Here is a 19914-nt window from a genome sequence, read left to right as displayed (position 1 = left end):
CTGGGCATATGGAGACGGGGAGCCCGGCCGGCGCCGGGACGACGGGGACCGAGCCGGTGTGGACGGGACTGCCCTCCGGCCTGCTGCGGATGCGCCGACTGCTGCTGGTGGTGTGGCTGGGGCTGACCGCCCTCGCCGTGGGGCTGCTGCTCGGCCTGCTCGCGGGCCCGGTGTGGGCGGCGTTCGCGCTGCTGCCGCTGGCCCTGCTGGCCTGGGGCTGGGTGCTGCTGGGCCGCAACTGGCGGTCCTGGCGTTATGCCGAGCGCGCCGACGACCTGCTGATCAGCCGTGGTGTGCTGTGGCGCGAGGAGACCGTGGTGCCCTACGGGCGGATGCAGCTGGTGGAGGTGACCTCGGGGCCCGTCGAGCGGCACTTCGGGCTGGCCAGCGTCCAGCTGCACACCGCCGCCGCGGCCACCGACGCGACCATCCCGGGCCTCGACCCGGCCGAGGCGGAACGGCTGCGCGACCGGCTCACCGAGCTCGGCGAGGCCCGATCGGCGGGCCTGTGACCACGCCGGGCGTCGATGACGCCGTACGCCCGGACCGGGCCGCCGTGACCGAGCGGCGGCTGCACCCCGTGACGCCGTTCCGGCGGGCGTGGGCGCCGGTCGCGGTGATCGCGGGATGGGCGATGCACGACCCGAACCAGGCCCAGGAACAGCTGACGAAACTGACCACGACCATGCTGCTGGCCGGGTTCGCCGCCCTGGTCACCGCGGGCGCCCTCTACGGCTTCCTCACCTGGTGGTTCACCCACTTCGCGGTGACCGACAGCGAACTGCGCATACGTACCGGCCTGTTGTTCCGGCGCACCGCGCACATCCGGCTGGAGCGGATCCAGGCCGTGGACGTCACCCAGCCGCTGCTGGCGCGCGTGGCGGGCGTCGCCAAGCTGCGCATAGACGTCGTCGGCACCGACAAGAAGGACGAGCTGGCCTTCCTGGGCCAGGGCGAGGCGCGGGCGCTCCGCGCGGAGCTGCTCGCGCGTGCCGCCGGATTCGCGCCCGAGACCGCGCACGAGGTCGGCGAGGCGCCGGCCCACGAGCTGATGCGGGTGCCCCCGAACAAGCTCGCGCTCGCCCTCGTGCTGACCGGCGCCACCTGGGGCTCGCTGGCCGCCGCCCTCGTCGTCCCGCCGCTGCTGTGGCTGGCCACCCACAGCGTGTGGACGGTCCTCGCCACCGCCCTGCCGCTGCTCGGCGCGGCGGCCACGGCCAGCGCGGGGCGGTTCGTCGCGGAGTACGACTGGACGCTCGCGGAGTCCCCGGACGGGCTGCACATCGACCACGGGCTGCTCGACCGCACGCACGAGACGGTGCCGCCGGGCCGGGTGCAGACCGTGCGGATCGTGGAGCCGCTGCTGTGGCGGCCGCTGCGCTGGGTGCGGGTGGAGCTGGACGTGGCCGGGTCGGCGAACTCCGTGCTGGTGCCGGTCGCGCCCCGCGCGGTCGCCGAGTCGGTCGTCGCGCGCGTGCTGCCCGGGGTGACCGTGCCGGCCGGGCTGTCGCGGTCGCCGCGGCGCGCCGAATGGTGCGTGCCGCTGTGGTGGCGCGGCTACGGGTTCGCGGTCACGGACGCGGTGTTCGCCGCCCGGCACGGGCTGCTGCGCCGGAAGCTGTCGCTGGTCCCGCACGCCAAGGTCCAGAGCGTACGGCTGACGCAGGGGCCCTGGGAGCGCCTGTGGCGGCTCGCGGACGTTCATGTGGACACGGGGGCCAACAAGACCGTCACGGCCCGTCTACGGGGCGCCGAGGAGGCCGCCGCGCTGCTGCGGGAGCAGGCCGAGCGCTCCCGCACGGGCCGCCGAACCGCGCGCCCGGACCGCTGGATGGCCTGAGACCGGGGGCGGCCTGAGCCCGGGACGCCTCAACGCCCTGCACGGCCTGAGGCCGGGACCCCGTCGGGTGTCCCGGCCTCAGGATCGCCGCGTGTTCAGGAGGCGGCGTGGCTTCGGCTTCAGGAGGCGGCGCTGCGCAGGCCGCCGAGGTTGATCTGCTCCGTCTCGTCGTGCGCGGTCAGGTCGATGACCTGGCCGACGCCCCGGGACTCCGGGTCGGCGGGCTTGAACTCGGCCTCGGAATCGGCCTTGTGGAGCGCGAGCGCCTCCTGGCCGACGACGTCCGCGAGGTCCTCGTTGTGCATGGTGTCCAGCCCGCCCGCCGCGGCGCCCTTCTGCGTGCCGAAGAAGTCGAACCCGCCGGTGACCAGCGGCCTCGGGATGGGCGCCGCCGGCAGCACGGCCACCGCGGTCGGCACCGTGAAGTGCCCGGTGGGCCGCACGGAATTGACGGACGGCGCGGTCGCGGCCGGGACGTCCTGCTCGGGCCCCGCGGACTGCTCGGGCGCTGCCGACCCCTCGGGCGCTGCCGACTCCTCGGCCCCTTCGGACCGCTCGGGCCGTTCGGACTCGGCCGGGGTGGTGTCCTCCGGGCCGGCCGTGATGGCGGCGGCCGCGCGCGCGTGCCCGTCGGCCGCCTCGGGCTGCCCCTGGTCCTCGTCCTCCGGCGCGGACTCGCCCTTGGCCTTGGCCGTCTTGGGCTCGGCAGCCGTCTCCGCCACGCTCTCGCCGTCGGCGTCCGCCTCGGCCGCCGGGGTGTCGCTCTCGTCGAACCGGGCCAATGCCACCTTGGCCCGCAGGAACAGCTTGGAACCCTCCGGCGAGAAGACCGCGGGAGTCGTCTCCTCGACCGTCAGCTCCTCGACGACGTCCTCGGCCTCTTCGAGCATTTCCGCGGCCCCGCCGGCCGGCAGCTCGTTGGACGGCACCGTCGCCTCGATCTCCAGCAGCCGGCGGCCCTCCAGGGCGCTCGCGCGCTCGGTCTCCGCCGTGGCGTAGCGGCGCAGCAGGGACGCGTGCTCGTTGCGCAGTCCCGCCAGCTCCGCCCGCTTCGCGCGCAGCCGCTGCTCCAGCTTGGTGCGCAGCTCCCGCGACTCCTCGAGGTCGGTCTCCAGCTCGGCGATCCGCTCCTCGTGGCGCCACTCGTCGCTCGCACGCGCGCGTGACAGGTCGGCCACCTGCTTGCCCGCGTCGGTGTCCCAGCGCCGCATGACGGCGGCACCGACGGCCGCGGTGGCCGCGGCTATCGCCGCGAGGGTGCGCAGCACCGTCGGTTGGGAGGACAACCAGGGGCCAAGGGCGCAGACGAGGGAGACACCGGCGATCGCCGAGGGAGGCAACAGCCTGTGCAAAGGCGGGGAATGGCGGTGACGTCCACGTGGCATGGCCAGAAACTTACCGCGCGTAGGCGAATCGTGGTGCCCCGGGCCGTAAAAACACAGCGACAACGAAGTCTTCACACGGCATCGACAGAGCCCGGGTTCAGTGATCGCCCAATCGGCCGCTGATCCACTGGAGAGTCGCGGGGATCTCCCGGCGCCAGGTATTGAAGTTGTGACCGCCGCTGTCGAGGATGATCGACGAGATCCGGGTCAGCTTCGTGGCCTGCACGCGCGTGATGAATTTCAGCGTGTCCTTGTAGTTGGTTTCCCCGATCCTGCTGCTGGTGACGAGCAGGGACGTGTCCGGGGCGGGCTCGTGCCGCAGCAGCCACCAGAGGTTCGCGCGGTTCTGCAGCTGTCGGTCGCCCTGGAAGAGGTCGCCGGTCGTGGCGTCCAGGGGCGCCTTGTACGACGGGGAGAGTCCGGCGCCGGCCCCGTACACGTCGGGGTGGTGCATCGCGAGCTTGAGCGCGCAGTACCCGCCCGTCGAGTCGCCGACGATCCCCCAGCGGCCCTGCTTGCCGACGGCCCGGTAGTGCGCGCGCACGGCCTCGGGGAGGTCCTTGGCGAAGAAGGTCTCGGTCTGCGGGCCGCCCGGGATGTCCACGCACTCGGTGTCCCGGGGCGGGGCGACCGTGGGCCGCAGCATCACCAGGATCGTCGGCCGCATCCGCCCGTCCCGGACCAGGTGCTGCGCCGTGCGCGGGTAGTGCAGCTTGTCGACCAGCGCCCGCGCGGTGCCGGGATAGCCGCTGAGGACGACCACCACCGGGAACGTACGGGTGCGGTTCTGCGGCTGGAAGTACTCCGGCGGCAGGTACACGTACGCGGGGGTGGCGATGTGCGTCTTACGGCCGACGATGTCGACCTGCTGCACCTGGCCGGCCGTCCGCGGCAGCGAGCCGCCCATGCCGTGCACCTCGGACGTGGCCACCACCTGCACCGGGCCGCCGGACGCGTGGTCGACGACGACACCCTGGTCGGTCTCCGTGCCGAACAGGTCCGCCCAGCTCGCGTAGAAACCGAAAGCCTGGTTGACGGCTATCCCCAGGCACGCGAAGAGCGCCAACTGGGTGGCCAGCAAAAGGCCGACACGACCGCTGACGGACCGCCAGTTCCGCCGGGCCAGCCGGGGCCACAGCCACACGGTACCGACGAACAGCAGTACGGCGGACAAGATCGCCAATCCCAGCATTTTATTGCTCGTGAGACCCATGAGGTGCTCCCTGCCTGCGCTTTCCCCCGTGGCGACCACCGCTTTCAGCGAGGCTTGCCCTGGGCTTTCCCTGGCCTTTGAACCGGCTTTCCGGTGAGGAGTGAACCTCTCCCCCCGAGACACCGTCCTAGAGGGCGCAATGTCGCCGGATGCCCGAATCGGCACCGGATTCAAGGTCTCTCGCAGAACTACGGGATGCGATGTCTGTCAGGATAGATGGGGAAATGTCGGGCGAGGTTCCGAGCCGATCAGGCCGGGCGCGGCGCATAGTCCGTGGTCCGCGTCCCGAGGCCGTCCCCGCTCTGGTCGGCCGGGCGTGCGCCGTCGTGGGCGCCCTGGACATCGCCGCGGGTGTGTTCCCGCGCTTCCGCCACAGCCGTATGCACGCCATGGCCGAGGTGCTGCCGGGCTCGCTCGGGCCGTTCGCGGCCGCGCTCTCGCTCAGCGCCGGGGTGCTGTTGCTGCTGCTCGCGCACGGACTCAAGCGGCGCAAGCGCCGGGCGTGGCGGGCCGCGGTCGCGCTGCTGCCGGCCGGTGCGATCTCCCAGTTCGTATACCGGCACTCGCTCATCGGCGCGCTGATCTCGCTGGCGCTGTTCGTGCCGCTGGTGATCCACCGCGACGAGTTCAAGGCGCTGCCCGACCCGCGCAGCCGGTGGCGGGCACTCGCCAACTTCGTCCTCATGAGCGCCGGTTCCCTCGCGCTCGGCCTGGTCATCGTCAGCGCCCACCCCAGGCGCACCATCGGCGACCCGAGCCTGGCCGACCGGCTCACCCACGTGATCTACGGCCTGTTCGGCTTCGAGGGCCCGGTCGACTACGAGGGCTCCACCTCCTGGACGGTCGCCTTCTCGCTCGGCGCGCTCGGCCTGATCACCGCCGTCACCACCATCTACCTCGCGTTCCGCCCCGAACACCCCGCCGCGCACCTCACCGAGGAGGACGAGGCGAGGCTGCGCGCCCTGCTGGAGAAGCACGGCGCCCGTGACTCCCTCGGCCACTTCGCGCTCCGCCGCGACAAGGCGGTCGTCTTCTCGCCCAGCGGCAAGGCGGCGGTCACCTACCGCGTCGTCTCCGGCGTGATGCTCGCCAGCGGCGACCCCATCGGCGACGTCGAGGCCTGGCCCGGCGCCATCGAACGCTTCATGGACGAGGCCAAGGCCCACTCCTGGACCCCCGCCGTCATGGGCTGCTCGGAGACGGGCGGCGAGGTGTGGACCCGCGAGACCGGCCTGGACGCGCTCGAACTGGGCGACGAGGCGGTGGTGGACGTGGCGGATTTCTCGCTCGCCGGACGCGCGATGCGCAACGTGCGCCAGATGGTCAAGCGCATCGAGCGGGCCGGCTACGAAACCCGGGTACGGCGCATCCGTGACGTCGGCGAGGCCGAACTGGACCGCATCCGCCGGGCGGCGGAGGACTGGCGCGGCACCGACACCGAGCGCGGCTTCTCCATGGCGCTCGGCCGCATAGGAGACCCCTCCGACGGCGACTGCCTGATCGCCACCGCCCACAAGGCCGACGAACTGCCCGGTCCCTACGGCGACCTCAAGGCGATCCTGCACTTCGTGCCCTGGGGCACCGACGGTGTCTCCCTCGACCTGATGCGCCGCGATCGCGCCGCCGACCCCGGGATGAACGAACTGCTCATCGTGGCCGCCCTCCAGGCGTCCCCGAAGCTCGGCATCACCCGGATCTCGCTCAACTTCGCGATGTTCCGCTCGGCGCTCGCGCGCGGCGAGAAGATCGGCGCCGGGCCGGTGCTGCGGGCCTGGCGCGGACTGCTGGTCTTCCTGTCCCGCTGGTTCCAGATCGAGTCGCTGTACAAGTTCAACGCGAAGTTCCAGCCGCGCTGGGAGCCGCGCTTCGTGGTCTACCGGGCCTCCGGCGACCTCCCGCGCATCGGCCTCGCCGCCATGCAGGCCGAGGGCTTCGTCAACCTCGCCCTTCCGCTCCCGCGCTTCCTGCGCCGCACCTCCCCGGCCGCCCGCCCCTGCACGCACCAGGTGGCCGAGCACGAGGTCCGGGCGGCCTGACCCCACCGACGGGCCCGGGCGGGGCCCCTCCCCCTCCAGCCCGGGGGCTCCGCTCGGGCCGCACGGCCCCGCCCCGGCGGGGCCTACGCTGAACGTATGAACAACCAGAGCGGGCGTGGCCAGGTGACAGGGCTTCCGGCATGGGACCGCTGCGCGGTCATGGGGGTCGTGAACGTCACCCCCGACTCCTTCTCCGACGGCGGCCGCTGGTTCGACACGACCATCGCCGTCAAGCACGGTCTCGACCTCGTCGCCCAGGGCGCCGACCTGGTCGACGTCGGCGGCGAGTCCACCCGCCCCGGCGCCACCCGCGTCGACGAGGCCGAGGAACTGCGCCGGGTCATCCCCGTCGTCCGCGGCCTCGCCGCCGAAGGCGTCGTCGTCTCCGTCGACACCATGCGCGCCTCGGTCGCCCGGCAGGCCCTCGCCGCCGGCGCCGCCCTCGTCAACGACGTCAGCGGCGGCCTCGCCGACCCCGGCATGATCCCCGCCGTCGCGGAGTCCGGCGCGCCCTTCGTCGTCATGCACTGGCGGGGCTTCCTGGAGGGCGGCAACGTCAGGGGCGCGTACGACGACGTCGTCGCCGAGGTCATCGACGAACTCCGCGCGCGCGTGGACGCCGTCCTCGCCGGCGGCATCGCACCCGACCGGGTCGTCGTCGACCCCGGTCTCGGCTTCTCCAAGGACTCCGAGCACGACCTGACCCTGCTCGCCCACCTCGACCGGCTGCACGCCCTGGGCCACCCGCTGCTGGTCGCCGCCTCCCGCAAGCGGTTCCTCGGCCGGGTGCTGGCCGGACCCGAGGGGGCGCCCCCGCCGGCCCGGGAGCGTGACGCGGCGACGGCCGCCGTCTCCGCGCTCGCCGCGCACGCCGGCGCGTGGGCGGTGCGCGTGCACGAGGTGCGCGCCACGGCGGACGCGGTACGGGTCGCGCGCGCCATTGAGGGAGCCCGCGCCGCAGAGGGAGCCCGGTGAGCGCCCCCCATACCGACGTCGAGCAGGTCGAGGCGGCCAACACCGCCTTCTACGAGGCACTGGAGAACGGCGACTTCGAACGGGTCTCCTCCCTCTGGCTCACCCCCGCCGACCTGGGCGTCGACGAGGAGTACCACGACCCCGCGGACAGCGGCGTGATCTCCTGCGTGCACCCCGGCTGGCCGGTGCTGACCGGCCGCGGCGAGGTCCTCAGGTCGTACGCGCTGATCATGGCGAACACCGACTACATCCAGTTCTTCCTCACCGACGTGCATGTCTCCGTCACCGGCGACACCGCCCTGGTGACCTGCACGGAGAACATCCTCAGCGGCGGCCCGGCCCCGGAGGGCGGGCAGGAGCTGGGCCCGCTGGTGGGCCAGCTCGTCGTCGCCACCAACGTGTTCCGGCGCACCCCGGACGGCTGGAAGCTCTGGTCCCACCACGCCTCCCCCGTACTGTCCGAGGCCGACGAGGACGAGGAGGACGACGCTCCGTCCTGAGCGGAGGAACCTCCTCCGGCCGCCCCTCCGGCCCCTCCGACCCCCCTCGCGGACCAAGAAGTGGCTGGAATCACGAACTCGCGAGTAGCTACGGCTACCAGCCCGTGAGCCGCCGGGTTCTCCGGGGGAAACGCGCGATGAACCCTGCCGGCCAGGGCGGACGCCGCCGCCCCGCACCCCGGCGCTGTCAGTGCCCGCAGGTAGATTCATGTGTGGCCGGTCCGTCGTCCGCACGCGACGCGACCTCGCCGTCACCGACGATTGCAGGAGTGATTCGCGTGGATCGTGTCGCGCTGCGCGGCCTCAGGGCCCGCGGGCACCACGGTGTCTTCCCCAAGGAACGCGAGGAGGGCCAGACCTTCATCGTGGACCTCGTCCTCGGCCTGGACACCCGGCCCGCGGCGGCCACCGACGACCTCGCGAAGACCGTGCACTACGGCATCGTGGCCGAGGAGGTCGTCGCCGTGGTCGAGGGGGAACCGGTGAACCTGATCGAGACGCTCGCCGAGCGGATCGCCCAGGCCTGCCTGAAGCACGAGGGGGTACAAGAGGTCGAGGTCCGCGTCCACAAGCCCGACGCGCCCATCACCGTCCCGTTCGACGACGTCACCGTCACCATCACCCGGAGCCGAGTATGACCGCATCCTCCCTGCGGGGTCCCAGCGACCCGACCGTACAGCCGGTGCCCGCCTCCGTCGTCGAGCAGGTCGACGCCGCCGACACCACGCTCTCCAACCCCAAACGCGCGGTGGTCGCCCTCGGCTCCAACCTCGGCAACCGCCTGGAGACCCTCCAGGGCGCCGTCGACGCGCTGGAGGACACCCCGGGCGTCCGCATCAAGGCCGTGTCGCCGGTGTACGAGACGGAGCCGTGGGGCGTCGAGCCCGGCAGCCAGCCGACGTACCTCAACGCGATCGTGGTGCTGAAGACCACCCTCCCGCCGTCCTCCCTCCTTGAGCGGGCGCACGCGGTCGAGGAGGCGTTCAACCGGGTGCGGGACGAGCACTGGGGCCCGCGCACCCTCGACGTCGACATCGTCGCCTACGCCGACGTCGTCTCCGACGACCCGCAGCTCACCCTCCCGCACCCGCGGGCCCACCAGCGCGCCTTCGTGCTCGCGCCCTGGTACGACATCGACCCCGAGGCCCAGCTGCCCGGCCGCGGCCCGGTCGCGGAGCTGCTGACCGCCGTCACCCGGCACGGTGTGGAAGCGCGTGCGGACCTGGAACTCCGACTGCCCGAGTAGTCGTTAAGGTCAAGACGACCACATCGCTGCGGGGGAGCTGAAGGAACACAGTGAAAGAGCTGCGGATCAGGGTGCTGGCCGGCGTCTTCGTCGTGGCCGCGGTGCTGTCCTGGGCGGCCGCCCGCCTGTGGAACTCGGTGGGGACCCTGCCCAGCGTGCCGGTGGCCGCCCCCATCGTGCTGGCCCTGATCGCCGTGGTCCTGCTCTCCACGGCGCTCTCGCTGCGCGCCCGCTTCAAGGCCCAGCGCGAGCGGCGCCCGGGCGCCAAGGGCGTCGATCCCCTGATGGCGGCCCGCGCGGTCGTCTTCGGCCAGGCCAGCGCCCTGGTCGCGGCCCTGGTCGCCGGCATGTACGGCGGCACGGGCGTCTTCCTCCTGGAACTCCTCGACATCCCCGCCCGCCGCGACCAGGCCCTCTACGCCGCCTTCTCGGTCCTCGCCGGCATCGGCGTCATAGCGGCGGCCATGTTCCTGGAACGCGTCTGCAAGCTCCCGGAGGACGACGACAACGACCACAGCGGGGCCGAGCCGGTGGCGTGAGCCCCGCTCCCCCGCAGGATCAGCGCGCCAGTATCAGGCTCATCGCCTCGGCGCGGGTCGTGGCGTCCCTGAGCTGGCCGCGCACCGCCGACGTGGTCGTCTTGGCGCCCGGCTTGCGGATCCCGCGCACCGACATGCACATGTGCTCGGCCTCCACCACGACGATCACGCCCCGGGCCTCCAGGATCCGCATGAGGGAGTCCGCGACCTGTGTGGTGAGCCGCTCCTGCACCTGGAGGCGGCGGGCGAACACCTCGACCAGGCGGGCGAGCTTCGACAGACCCGTGATCTTGCCGGTCTCCGCCGGGATGTAGCCGACGTGGGCCACACCGTGGAACGGCAGCATGTGGTGCTCGCACAGGCTGACGATCTCGATGTCCTTGACCAGGACCATCTCGTCATGCCCGAGATCGAACGTCGTCGTCAGGACCTCTTCCGGTTCCTGGTAGTTCCCGGCCAGCAGCTCCCGGTAGGCACGTGCCACCCGCGCCGGAGTCTCGCGGAGCCCCTCACGGTCCGGGTCCTCGCCGACCGCGATCAGCAGTTCGCGTACGGCGTTCTCGGCGCGTTTCTCGTCGAACTCGCCGATGGGGCCCTCGCCGTCCAGGGTCACGGGGTCGGTCATCTGGGGTGCCTCGTTCCATCGGGTGTACGCATGTGGATCACGCGCCTCATGTACAGGCATTACGGAAATGCCGCGCCCCCCAGGCTAGATCCTGGGGGGCGCGGCATCCATTCCGAGCCAGGTGAGAGCGGTGTGACTCAGCTCTCGGGTCGGTCCTCCGGGGCCTTCTCGACCGCCGGGGCGGACTCGGCCGCCGTGGACTTCGCGGTGCTGATCGCCGGCGTCGAGCCGTTCGCCCCGTTGGTCAGTGCGAGCTCCTTGGGGGAGAGCACCGGCGGGCGGGTGGACGGCGTACGGCGGGAGGAGCCGGTCCACGCGGGGCGCGCGGGCCGCTTGTGGATCGCCGCGAAGACCTCGGCGATCTCCTCCTTGCCCAGGGTCTCCTTCTCCAGGAGCTGGAGCACCAGGTTGTCGAGGACGTCGCGGTTCTCGACCAGGATCTCCCAGGCCTCGTTGTGCGCGTTCTCGATGAGCTTCTTGACTTCCTCGTCCACCAGGGCGGCGACCTCTTCCGAGTAGTCGCGCTGGTGGGACATCTCACGGCCGAGGAAGGGCTCGGTGTTGTCGCCGCCGAACTTGATCGCGCCGAGACGCTCGGTCATGCCGTACTGCGTGACCATCGCGCGGGCGGTGGCCGTGGCCTTCTCGATGTCGTTCGCGGCGCCCGTGGTCGGGTCGTGGAAGACCAGTTCCTCGGCCGCGCGGCCGCCCAGCATGTACGCGAGCTGGTCGAGCATCTCGTTGCGCGTGGTCGAGTACTTGTCCTCGTCCGGCAGGACCATCGTGTAGCCGAGGGCCCGGCCGCGGGACAGGATCGTGATCTTGTGGACCGGGTCGGAGTTCGGGGAGGCCGCCGCGACCAGGGCGTGTCCGCCCTCGTGGTACGCGGTGATCTTCTTCTCCTTGTCCGACATGATCCGGGTCCGCTTCTGCGGGCCCGCGACCACACGGTCGATCGCCTCGTCCAGGCTGAGGTTGTCGATCAGCTTCTTGTCGCTGCGGGCCGTGAGCAGCGCCGCCTCGTTCAGCACGTTCGACAGGTCCGCGCCGGTGAAGCCCGGCGTGCGGCGGGCGACCGCCGCGAGGTCGACGTCGGGCGCGACCGGCTTGCCCTTCTGGTGGACCTTGAGGATCTCCAGACGGCCCTGCAGGTCCGGCGGGTCGACCGCGATCTGGCGGTCGAAGCGGCCGGGGCGCAGCAGCGCCGGGTCGAGGATGTCGGGCCGGTTCGTCGCGGCGATGAGGATCACGCCGCCCTTGACGTCGAAGCCGTCCATCTCGACGAGCAGCTGGTTCAGGGTCTGCTCGCGCTCGTCGTGACCGCCGCCGAGGCCGGCGCCGCGGTGGCGGCCGACCGCGTCGATCTCGTCGACGAAGACGATCGCCGGGGCGTTCGCCTTGGCCTGCTCGAAGAGGTCACGCACTCGGGAGGCACCGACACCGACGAACATCTCGACGAAGTCGGAACCGGAGATCGAGTAGAAGGGCACCCCGGCCTCGCCGGCGACGGCGCGCGCGAGGAGCGTCTTGCCGGTGCCGGGACGGCCGTAGAGGAGCACGCCCTTGGGGATCTTGGCGCCGACCGCCTGGAACTTGGCCGGCTCCTGGAGGAACTCCTTGATCTCGTGGAGTTCCTCGACGGCCTCGTCGCAGCCCGCGACGTCCGAGAACGTCGTCTTCGGGGTGTCCTTGGTGATGAGCTTCGCCTTGGACTTGCCGAAGTTCATGACGCGGGAGCCGCCGCCCTGCATCTGGTTCATCAGGAACAGGAAGACGACCACGATGAGGACGAAGGGGAGCAGGGAGAGCAGGACACCGAGGAAAGCGTTCTGCTTCGTCGGCGCGACGGTGTAGCCGTCGGGGATCTGCTTGTCCTGGTACTTGGTCTGCAGCGTGTTGGCGATGGTCACACCCTGGTCGCCGATGTAGCTCGCCTGAATCTTCGAGCTGCCGGAGACCTTCTCGCCGTCCTTGAGCGTGACCTTGATGGTCTGCTCGTCACCGGTGGTCAGCTTGGCCGATTCCACCTTGTTGTCATTGATCGCCGCCACGACCTGGCCGGTGTCCACCGTCTTGTAGCCGCCGGACGAGCCGACGACCTGCATCAACACGACCACGGCAAGGACGGCCAGCACGATCCACATGACCGGCCCACGGAAGTATCGCTTCACGTCCATCCATACGGAGCGAGACGCCCCGTCCCTCCTGCCATAGTGAGTTTGATAAGACAGTTCTTCTGACGGTACCCCAGCTTTGTTACCCAAAGCCGCACGGAGCGGCTCGGACGGCTGGCAAACCCGTCTCTGCATGCTCCAACGGCGCGAAACCCGCTGGGGTTCCCGATCGTCTTACGTAAGTGGACCCTCCGGCGTATCAGCCGGGGGTCAGCCGCCGTAGACGTGAGGCGCGAGCGTACCGACGAACGGGAGATTGCGGTACTTCTCGGCGTAGTCGAGGCCGTAGCCGACGACGAACTCGTTGGGGATGTCGAAGCCGACCCACTCGACGTCGATGGCGACCTTGGCCGCGTCCGGCTTGCGGAGCAGCGTGCAGATCTTCAGGGTCTCGGGCTCGCGGGAGCCGAGGTTGTTGATCAGCCAGGACAGGGTCAGCCCGGAGTCGATGATGTCCTCGACGATCAGGACGTGCTTGCCCTTGATGTCGGTGTCGAGGTCCTTGAGGATACGCACCACACCGGAGGACTGGGTGCCCGCGCCGTAGGAGGACACGGCCATCCAGTCCATGGTGACGGGGGTGGACAGCGCCCGGGCGAGGTCCGCCATGACCATCACGGCGCCCTTGAGGACGCCCACGATGAGCAGGTCCTTGCCCGCGTACTCCGCGTCGATCTTCGCGGCCAGCTCGACCAGCTTCGCGTCGATCTCTTCCTTGGTGATGAGTACCGCCTGAAGGTCGGCACCCATGTCTTTCGCGTCCACCCGCATCACTTTCGGTCGGTCGTCCCACCGGCCTACCCACCCCGTCGGAGGAGCCCTCCGGGAGGTCGGGATTCAGCCTTGCCGAATCACCAGTCTGCCACCCTGGCGCTGGGCGACGACTTTGCCCGGGAGATTGATGGCTCCCTGACCGCGCCAGCCGGTGATCAGCCGGTCGACTTCCTCGATGTGCCGGGCGAACAGGGAACCGGCCGGTGCGCCCGCCTCGATGGCGGCACGGCGCAGGATCCGGCGGCGCACCGCGGGGGGCAGGGCGTAGAGCTTGGCGCACTCCAGCAGGCCCGCGGCGTCCCGTACGGAGGCCTCCGCCTGGCTGGCCCAGGTGTCCAGGGCGTCGGCGTCGTCACGGGAGAGCTGGGCGGTGCGGGCGAGGGCCTCGACGACGCCCTTGCCGAGGGCCTTCTCCAGGGCGGGCAGTCCCTCGTGGCGGAGCCGGGAGCGGGTGTAGGCCGGGTCCGCGTTGTGAGGATCGTCCCAGACGGGCAGCGCCTGGACCATGCAGGCCTTGCGGGCGGTCTGCCGGTCCAGCTGGAGGAAGGGGCGCCGGTAACGGCCGCCGGCCCCCGAGACCGCGGCCATTCCGGACAGGGAGCGGATGCCCGAGCCGCGGGCGAGGCCGAGCAGGACGGTCTCGGCCTGGTCGTCCCTGGTGTGGCCGAGCAGGACCGCCGCGCCGTCGTGCCGTTCGAGGGCGGCGTCCAGGGCGGCGTAGCGGGCGTCGCGGGCGGCCGCCTCGGGTCCGCCGTCGCGGCCGACGGTCACGGTGATCGACTCGACCGGGTCGAGGCCGAGTTCGCGCAGTCTGAGGACGACCTCCTCGGCGCGCAGGTCGGAGCCGGGCTGCAGGCCGTGGTCGACGGTGATGCCGCCCGCGCGGATGCCGAGCTTGGGTGCCTCGAAGGCGAGGGCGGAGGCGAGCGCCATGGAGTCGGCGCCGCCGGAGCATGCCACAAGGACGAGCGGGGAGGGGGGCCGCTCGTTCGGTGTCTGCTCCGGGATGTCTCCGACGGGGCGCACGACCCGCACACCGGCGTGCCCGAAGGCGCGTTCACCGGGGGTGCGGCTGTGGCGGTTCAGGTCGGTGAGGATGTCGTGGAGGGCGCGGCGGACCGCCAGGCGTATCGCCGCGACCGCAGGATGGGGACCCATGTCCGGTTCCCTTCATGAAGTTTTCGGGGGGTGATCCCGAGATCGGTCACTCAGAGTGTGTAGATGGTGACAGAAACGGGCCGTTCCCCGAGCATTGCACGCCTACCCATCGCTCACGGTCCCTCGGACGGGTGATTGAAGGGGCGTTCGCCTGCCGCAGGCCGGATTCGGTTCACCACACATCCGCTGGTTCACGACACACATCCGCGGGTTCACGACTCGGCCTTGCGGTGCACCCGCGCGACCCAGTCCGCCGGTTTGGCGATCTCCGACTTGGTCGGCAGGGTGTTCGGCGAGGTCCACACCCGGTTGAAGCCGTCCATGCCGACCTGGTCGACGACGGCCCGCACGAAGCGTTCGCCGTCGCGGTACTGGCGCAGCTTGGCGTCGAGTCCGAGCAGCTTGCGCAGGGTCATGTCCAGCCGGGAGGCGCCCTTGGCACGCCGCTGCTGGAACTTCTCGCGGATCTCCGCGACGGTCGGCACGACGGCCGGTCCGACGCCGTCCATCACGAAGTCGGCGTGGCCCTCCAGGAGGGACATGACGGCGGTGAGCCGGCCGAGGATCTCGCGCTGGGCGGGGGTCTGCACCAGTTCGACGAACGACCGTCCGCCGTCGTCCTCCTCGGCCTCGGGGCGGCTGCCGGCGAGGGACTGGGCGGCGTCCCGGATGCGTTCCAGGACGGTCATCGGGTCGACGTCGGTCTCCGACAGGAACGACTGGATCTCGCCCTCCAGATGGGCGCGCAGCCAGGGCACCGCGGAGAACTGGGTGCGGTGCGTCTCCTCGTGCAGGCAGACCCAGAGCCGGAAGTCGTGGGGCTTGACCTCGAGTTCGCGCTCCACGTGGACGATGTTCGGGGCGACGAGCAGCAGCCGGCCGCCGCCGTTCTCGTCCGCCGGGAGGTCGCGGGAGGCGGGGGCGAAGGTCTCGTACTGGCCGAGGACCCGGGACGACAGGAACGACAGGAGCATGCCCAGTTCGACGCCGGTGACCTTGCCGCCGACCGCGCCGAGGACCGCGCCGCCCGGGCTGCCGGCCCGCCGCTCCTGCATCTTGTCGAGGAGCGGCTTGAGCAGCTCCCGGAACCCGGCGACGTTGGCCTTGACCCAGCCGGGTCGGTCCACCACCAGAACGGGGGTGTCGTGGACGTCGCCGGTCCCCATACGGGTGAAGCCCCGGACGTGTTCCTCCGAGGCCTTCGCGTGCCGCCGCAGCTCGGCGACGATGGTCCGGGCCTCGTCGCGGCTCACCTCGGGGCCCGGCCGCACGAGTCGGGTCGCGGTCGCCACCGCGAGATTCCAGTCGACCATCCCTGATGAGGCAGCGCCACCGATGCTCGTCATGCGTCAACCGTACGTGAGCGGTCCCCCTTCGGGCAGGCCGTGGAGGTTGGTGAGCTTCGCGTGACTTGTGTCATGGGCTACAGCCCCGCCAGCGCCGTCGCCGTCCGGTCCAGTGCCGCCTGCGCCTCCTCGGGGCTCGTCGTGTCCGAGGTGAGGAAGGCGAAGGCCAGCAGCCGGCCGTCCTTGTCGACGACCGTGCCCGCCAGCGTGTTGACGCCGGTCAGGGTGCCCGTCTTGGCGCGTACGACGCCTGCCGCGCCGTCCGCGTAGCGGCTGGTCAGGGTGCCCGTGAAGCCGGCCACGGGGAGGCCGGTGAGGACCGGGCGCAGGCCCGGCCGGTCGGCGTCGGCGGCCTTGGCGAGCAGGGCGGTGAGAAGGTTCGCGGTCAGCCGGTCGTCGCGGTTGAGGCCGCTGCCGTCGTGGAAGGAGGCGCCGGTCATCGGCAGGCCCAGCCGGGTCAGTTGGGCGGCGATGGCGGCCGCTCCCCCGTCGAAGCTCGCCGGCCGGCCGCTCGCCAGCGCCGTCTGCCGGGCCAGGGCCTCGGCGATGTCGTTGTCGCTGTTGGTCAGCATGCGCTCGACGATCGAGGACAGCGGCGGCGAGGAGACGGTGGCGAGGGTGGCGGCCCGGCTGCTCGCCTTGGAGGTGCCGGGGGACGAGGTCTTGATGCCGGCGGCCTGCAGGAAGCCCGCGAACTTCCGTGCCGCGTCGGCCGCCGGGTCGCTCACGCGGGTCACCGGACCCTCGGTGGAGTCGTCGGTGCGGCCCTCGTCGGCCATCAGGGGGCTCACGCGCGCGAGGTTGCCGTTGACGCCGATCGGGTGCAGGTCGGCGCCGGCGTAGAGCGTGGTGTCGTACGAGAGCGTGATCTGCTTGATGCCCCGCGCGGTGAGCGATTTCGCGGTCGCGGTGGCGAGGGTGCGCAGGCTGGCCCAGCCTTCCGGGTCCTTGTGCGCGGTGAGGGTGGGGTCGCCGCCGCCGACCAGGACGACCTCCCTGGTGCCGGGTTCGAGGGCCACGCGCGTGGTGAGGCGGTGGTCGGGGCCGAGGGCGTGGAGGGCGGCGACGGCCGTGGCGATCTTGGTGGTGGAGGCGGGGGTGAGGGCCGTGTCGGCGCCGGAGGCGTACAGGCGCCCGCCGGTGGCCACGTCGACGACCACGGCGGTGCGGGTGCGGCCGAGTGCCGCATCGGCCAGCAGGGGCTTCAGGACGTCCGTGACGGCCGTTCCGGAGATCCCGGCGGGCCGGCCGCTGGGGGTGGACTTCACGGTGTTCGTGGCGCCGCCCAGGCCCGTCAGGACCGACCCGGCGCTGGGCGCGGGGCTGGGCTCGCCGTCGGCTGTGACGGAGTCCGCACCGGAGCCGTGATCTGCGCCACCCGTCCGTTCCAGCGCGGCCGCCCGGTCCCGCTCGGCCGTACGCTGGCCGGTGGCGTCCCAGGGGCCCGCCGCGGTCACCACACCGGCGGCCAGCGCGAGCCCGGCCGTGGCGGCGCCCGCCGTGTACTGCCAGGTCTTGAGGGTCCGGGGACGAGGGGGGCGGACCAGGGTGACCAGCTGGGGTCCGGCCGCGCGCGTGACGCGTGCGAGCTGCGGTCCCACTGCCTGCCGCAACCGCGCCACCTGCGGTTTCGTGACGGTCGCGACGCGTGCCAGACGCGGTCGTACGGCGCCCGCGATCTTCCGCACACGCGGTTTCGCGGACTGCCAAGACCTCAGTTCTGGCACGACCACCAGCCCCTTTCGCGATCACACACCTGCGTGAGGGACACTTAACCACCAGAACTATGTGTTGATCATGGAGGAGCCACCGGTGGAGTTCGACGTCACGATCGAGATCCCGAAGGGTTCGCGGAACAAGTACGAGGTGGACCACGAGACCGGTCGGATCCGCCTGGACCGTCGTCTCTTCACCTCGACCGCCTACCCGACCGACTACGGCTTCGTCGAGAACACTCTCGGCGAGGACGGCGACCCGCTGGACGCGCTGGTCATCCTGGACGAGCCCACGTTCCCGGGCTGCCTGATCAAGTGCCGCGCGATCGGCATGTTCCGGATGACGGACGAGGCCGGCGGCGACGACAAGCTGCTGTGCGTTCCGGCCACGGACCCGCGGGTGGAGCACCTGCGCGACATCCACCACGTGTCGGAGTTCGACCGCCTGGAGATCCAGCACTTCTTCGAGGTCTACAAGGACCTGGAGCCCGGCAAGTCCGTCGAGGGCGCCAACTGGGTCGGCCGCACCGACGCCGAGGTGGAGATCGAGCGGTCCTACAAGCGCTTCAAGGAGTCCGGCGGTCACTGAGACCACCCAGGCAGGCCCTGCCCGGGAACGGGCCGCACGCGCGCGTGCGGCCCGTTTTTCGTGTCCGCTGTGTGCTCACGCGCATACTGAGGCCTACGTGCAGATGTCGTTCAGGGAGCGTTACGACCGTGACGGAGGCGGAGGACCGCAAGCCCACCTCGGACGAGGCGCGGTACGACCCGGAGATCACGTCCGAGTTCGCCGTGCCGGCGGGCATCGCGGTCCCCGAGGGCGGCGGTGAACCCGAGAGCACGTCCGAGTTCGCCGTGCCGGAGGGGCTGGCGGCCCGGCAGCCGGTGAGTGCCGAGCCGGAGGGGTCGGCGTTCAGCACGCCGAGCACCTACAGCGCCGAGGACGCCCCGCCGGTCTTCACGCCCGCCTCCGGGTTTCCCGCCGTGAGTCTCGTCAAGGACGCGCCCTGGCAGGACCGGATGCGCACCATGCTGCGCATGCCGGTGGCCGAGCGGCCGGCGCCGGAGCCGGTGCAGAAGACGGAGGAGGGCGGTCCGGCCGTCCCGCGCGTGCTCGACCTGACGCTGCGTATCGGGGAGCTGCTGCTGGCCGGCGGCGAGGGCGCGGAGGACGTGGAGGCCGCGATGTTCGCGGTCTGCCGGTCGTACGGACTCGACCGCTGCGAGCCGGGCGTCACCTTCACGCTGCTGGCGATCTCGTACCAGCCCTCGCTGGTCGACGACCCGGTGACGGCGTCCCGGACGGTGCGGCGGCGCGGGACCGACTACACGCGTCTGGCGGCCGTCTTCCGGCTCGTGGACGACCTCACCGACCCCGAGGCCCATGTCTCCCTGGAGGAGGCCTACCGGCGGCTCGCCGAGATCCGCCGCAACCGGCACCCGTACCCCGGCTGGGCGCTGACCGCCGCGAGCGGGCTGCTGGCCGGGGCGGCCTCCGTGCTCGTCGGCGGTGACCTGCTGGTGTTCGTGGCGGCGGCGGTGGGCGCGATGCTCGGCGACCGGCTGGCGTGGCTGTGCGCGGGGCGGGGGCTGCCGGAGTTCTACCAGTTCATGGTCGCCGCGATGCCGCCGGCCGCGATCGGGGTGGCGTTCGCGGTCGCCCACATCGACGTCGCGGCGTCCGCCGTCGTCACCGGTGGGCTGTTCGCGCTGCTGCCCGGGCGGGCCCTCGTCGCGGGCGTCCAGGACGGGCTGACCGGCTTCTACATCACCGCGTCCGCGCGGCTGCTGGAGGTCATGTACTTCTTCGTCGGCATCGTCATCGGGGTGCTGACGGTCCTGTACTTCGGCCTGAAACTGGGCGGCCGGCTCAATCCCGATGTCGCGCTCAACACCTCCGCACGGCCGCTGCTGCAGATCGCCGCGTCGATGGTGCTGTCGCTGACCTTCGCCGTACTGCTCCAGCAGGAACGATCCACCGTGCTGGCCGTGACCCTCAACGGGGGTGTGGCCTGGTCGGTCTACGGCGCGATGCACTACGCCGGGGGGATCTCGCCGGTCGCCTCCACGGCCGTCGCGGCGGGGCTGGTGGGGCTGTTCGGGCAGTTGCTGTCCCGGTTCCGGTTCGCGTCCGCGCTGCCGTACACGACGGCGGCGATCGGGCCGCTGCTGCCGGGGTCGGCGACGTATTTCGGGCTGCTGTCGATGGCCCAGAACGAGGTCGACAAGGGGTTGGTGTCGCTGGCCAAGGCGGCGTCCCTGGCCATGGCGATCGCCATCGGGGTCAACCTGGGGTCGGAGATCTCCCGGTTGACCCTGCGGGTGGGGTCGGCGGGGAAGCGGCGGGCCGCTAAGCGGACGAGGGGGTTCTGAGCGCCTGAGGGGGAG

The 19914-nt window shown here is 71.6% G+C and carries 18 protein-coding genes; 10 read left to right on the top strand and 8 right to left on the bottom strand.

The features are described 5' to 3' along the window. Positions 1–8: 8 nt before the first annotated feature. Both ACIPSJ_RS20040 and ACIPSJ_RS20035 read left to right on the top strand, forming a co-directional pair. Positions 9–512: a PH domain-containing protein gene (locus ACIPSJ_RS20040; RefSeq protein WP_359206036.1), complete on the top strand. Its 504-nt coding sequence runs from the start codon at positions 9–11 to the stop codon at positions 510–512. Continuing rightward, positions 509–1840 (top strand): PH domain-containing protein, encoded by a 1332-nt coding sequence (locus ACIPSJ_RS20035; RefSeq protein ID WP_355722223.1) that lies wholly within the window; start codon positions 509–511, stop codon positions 1838–1840. Before ACIPSJ_RS20040 ends, ACIPSJ_RS20035 begins: the two co-directional genes overlap by 4 nt. 119 nt (positions 1841–1959) lie before the next feature. Here the strand turns inward: ACIPSJ_RS20035 and ACIPSJ_RS20030 are convergent, their stop codons facing one another. Then, on the bottom strand, positions 1960–3225 hold the full coding sequence (locus ACIPSJ_RS20030; protein ID WP_401347339.1) for a hypothetical protein: 1266 nt from the start codon (positions 3223–3225) through the stop codon (positions 1960–1962). A 97-nt stretch (positions 3226–3322) separates the two neighbouring features. Next, the gene (locus tag ACIPSJ_RS20025) at positions 3323–4438 is read right to left on the bottom strand and encodes an alpha/beta hydrolase-fold protein (RefSeq protein WP_359206041.1); all 1116 of its coding nucleotides are present in this window, start codon (positions 4436–4438) and stop codon (positions 3323–3325) included. Positions 4439–4662: 224 nt separating this feature from the next. Between ACIPSJ_RS20025 and ACIPSJ_RS20020 the strand changes: the two genes are divergently transcribed. From ACIPSJ_RS20020 to ACIPSJ_RS19995, 6 genes are all read left to right on the top strand, one after another. Beyond that, entirely contained in the window at positions 4663–6474 is a 1812-nt protein-coding gene (locus ACIPSJ_RS20020; protein WP_401347336.1) for a phosphatidylglycerol lysyltransferase domain-containing protein, read from the top strand. Positions 6475–6570: 96 nt separating this feature from the next. Next, a complete protein-coding gene (gene folP, locus ACIPSJ_RS20015; RefSeq protein WP_359206045.1) occupies positions 6571–7449 on the top strand; it encodes a dihydropteroate synthase in 879 nt (292 codons plus the stop codon). Continuing rightward, positions 7446–7949, top strand: a complete 504-nt coding sequence (locus ACIPSJ_RS20010; RefSeq protein ID WP_401347333.1) for a nuclear transport factor 2 family protein — start codon at positions 7446–7448, stop codon at positions 7947–7949. The genes folP and ACIPSJ_RS20010 overlap by 4 nt, the downstream gene beginning before the upstream one ends. A gap of 278 nt (positions 7950–8227) precedes the next feature. Beyond that, complete coding sequence (gene folB / locus ACIPSJ_RS20005; protein ID WP_355722237.1) at positions 8228–8587, top strand: dihydroneopterin aldolase; 360 nt, start codon at positions 8228–8230, stop codon at positions 8585–8587. Next, complete coding sequence (folK, locus tag ACIPSJ_RS20000) at positions 8584–9195, top strand: 2-amino-4-hydroxy-6-hydroxymethyldihydropteridine diphosphokinase (RefSeq protein WP_355722240.1); 612 nt, start codon at positions 8584–8586, stop codon at positions 9193–9195. Before folB ends, folK begins: the two co-directional genes overlap by 4 nt. Positions 9196–9245: 50 nt before the next feature. Further along, positions 9246–9734 carry a DUF3180 domain-containing protein gene (locus tag ACIPSJ_RS19995; protein ID WP_355722242.1) on the top strand — a complete coding sequence of 163 codons (489 nt, stop codon included), beginning with the start codon at positions 9246–9248 and terminating at the stop codon, positions 9732–9734. 19 nt (positions 9735–9753) lie between these two features. Here ACIPSJ_RS19995 and folE read toward each other — a convergent pair whose 3' ends face one another. From folE to dacB, 6 genes are all read right to left on the bottom strand, one after another. Beyond that, positions 9754–10359, bottom strand: a complete 606-nt coding sequence (gene folE / locus ACIPSJ_RS19990) for a GTP cyclohydrolase I FolE (protein WP_355722245.1) — start codon at positions 10357–10359, stop codon at positions 9754–9756. Between the two features lie 137 nt (positions 10360–10496). After that, positions 10497–12536, bottom strand: a complete 2040-nt coding sequence (gene ftsH / locus ACIPSJ_RS19985; protein ID WP_359206050.1) for an ATP-dependent zinc metalloprotease FtsH — start codon at positions 12534–12536, stop codon at positions 10497–10499. Positions 12537–12743: 207 nt separating this feature from the next. Next, positions 12744–13304, bottom strand: a complete 561-nt coding sequence (gene hpt / locus ACIPSJ_RS19980; protein ID WP_359206847.1) for a hypoxanthine phosphoribosyltransferase — start codon at positions 13302–13304, stop codon at positions 12744–12746. A 66-nt stretch (positions 13305–13370) separates the two neighbouring features. Further along, the gene (gene tilS, locus ACIPSJ_RS19975; protein WP_355722252.1) at positions 13371–14465 is read right to left on the bottom strand and encodes a tRNA lysidine(34) synthetase TilS; all 1095 of its coding nucleotides are present in this window, start codon (positions 14463–14465) and stop codon (positions 13371–13373) included. A gap of 212 nt (positions 14466–14677) precedes the next feature. Next, entirely contained in the window at positions 14678–15811 is a 1134-nt protein-coding gene (locus ACIPSJ_RS19970) for a zinc-dependent metalloprotease (RefSeq protein WP_359206053.1), read from the bottom strand. Positions 15812–15888: 77 nt separating this feature from the next. Then, a complete protein-coding gene (dacB, locus tag ACIPSJ_RS19965) occupies positions 15889–17499 on the bottom strand; it encodes a D-alanyl-D-alanine carboxypeptidase/D-alanyl-D-alanine-endopeptidase (RefSeq protein ID WP_401347325.1) in 1611 nt (536 codons plus the stop codon). A gap of 124 nt (positions 17500–17623) precedes the next feature. Here dacB and ACIPSJ_RS19960 point away from each other — a divergent pair, with 124 nt between their 5' ends. Further along, positions 17624–18115: an inorganic diphosphatase gene (locus tag ACIPSJ_RS19960; RefSeq protein ID WP_089099927.1), complete on the top strand. Its 492-nt coding sequence runs from the start codon at positions 17624–17626 to the stop codon at positions 18113–18115. 128 nt (positions 18116–18243) lie between these two features. Beyond that, positions 18244–19899, top strand: a complete 1656-nt coding sequence (locus ACIPSJ_RS19955) for a threonine/serine exporter ThrE family protein (RefSeq protein ID WP_401347322.1) — start codon at positions 18244–18246, stop codon at positions 19897–19899. Positions 19900–19914: the final 15 nt, after the last annotated feature.

This window comes from Streptomyces sp. NPDC090088 (assembly GCF_044747345.1).
GTDB lineage: Bacteria > Actinomycetota > Actinomycetes > Streptomycetales > Streptomycetaceae > Streptomyces.
This window is presented reverse-complemented; position numbering and strand designations above follow the sequence as displayed.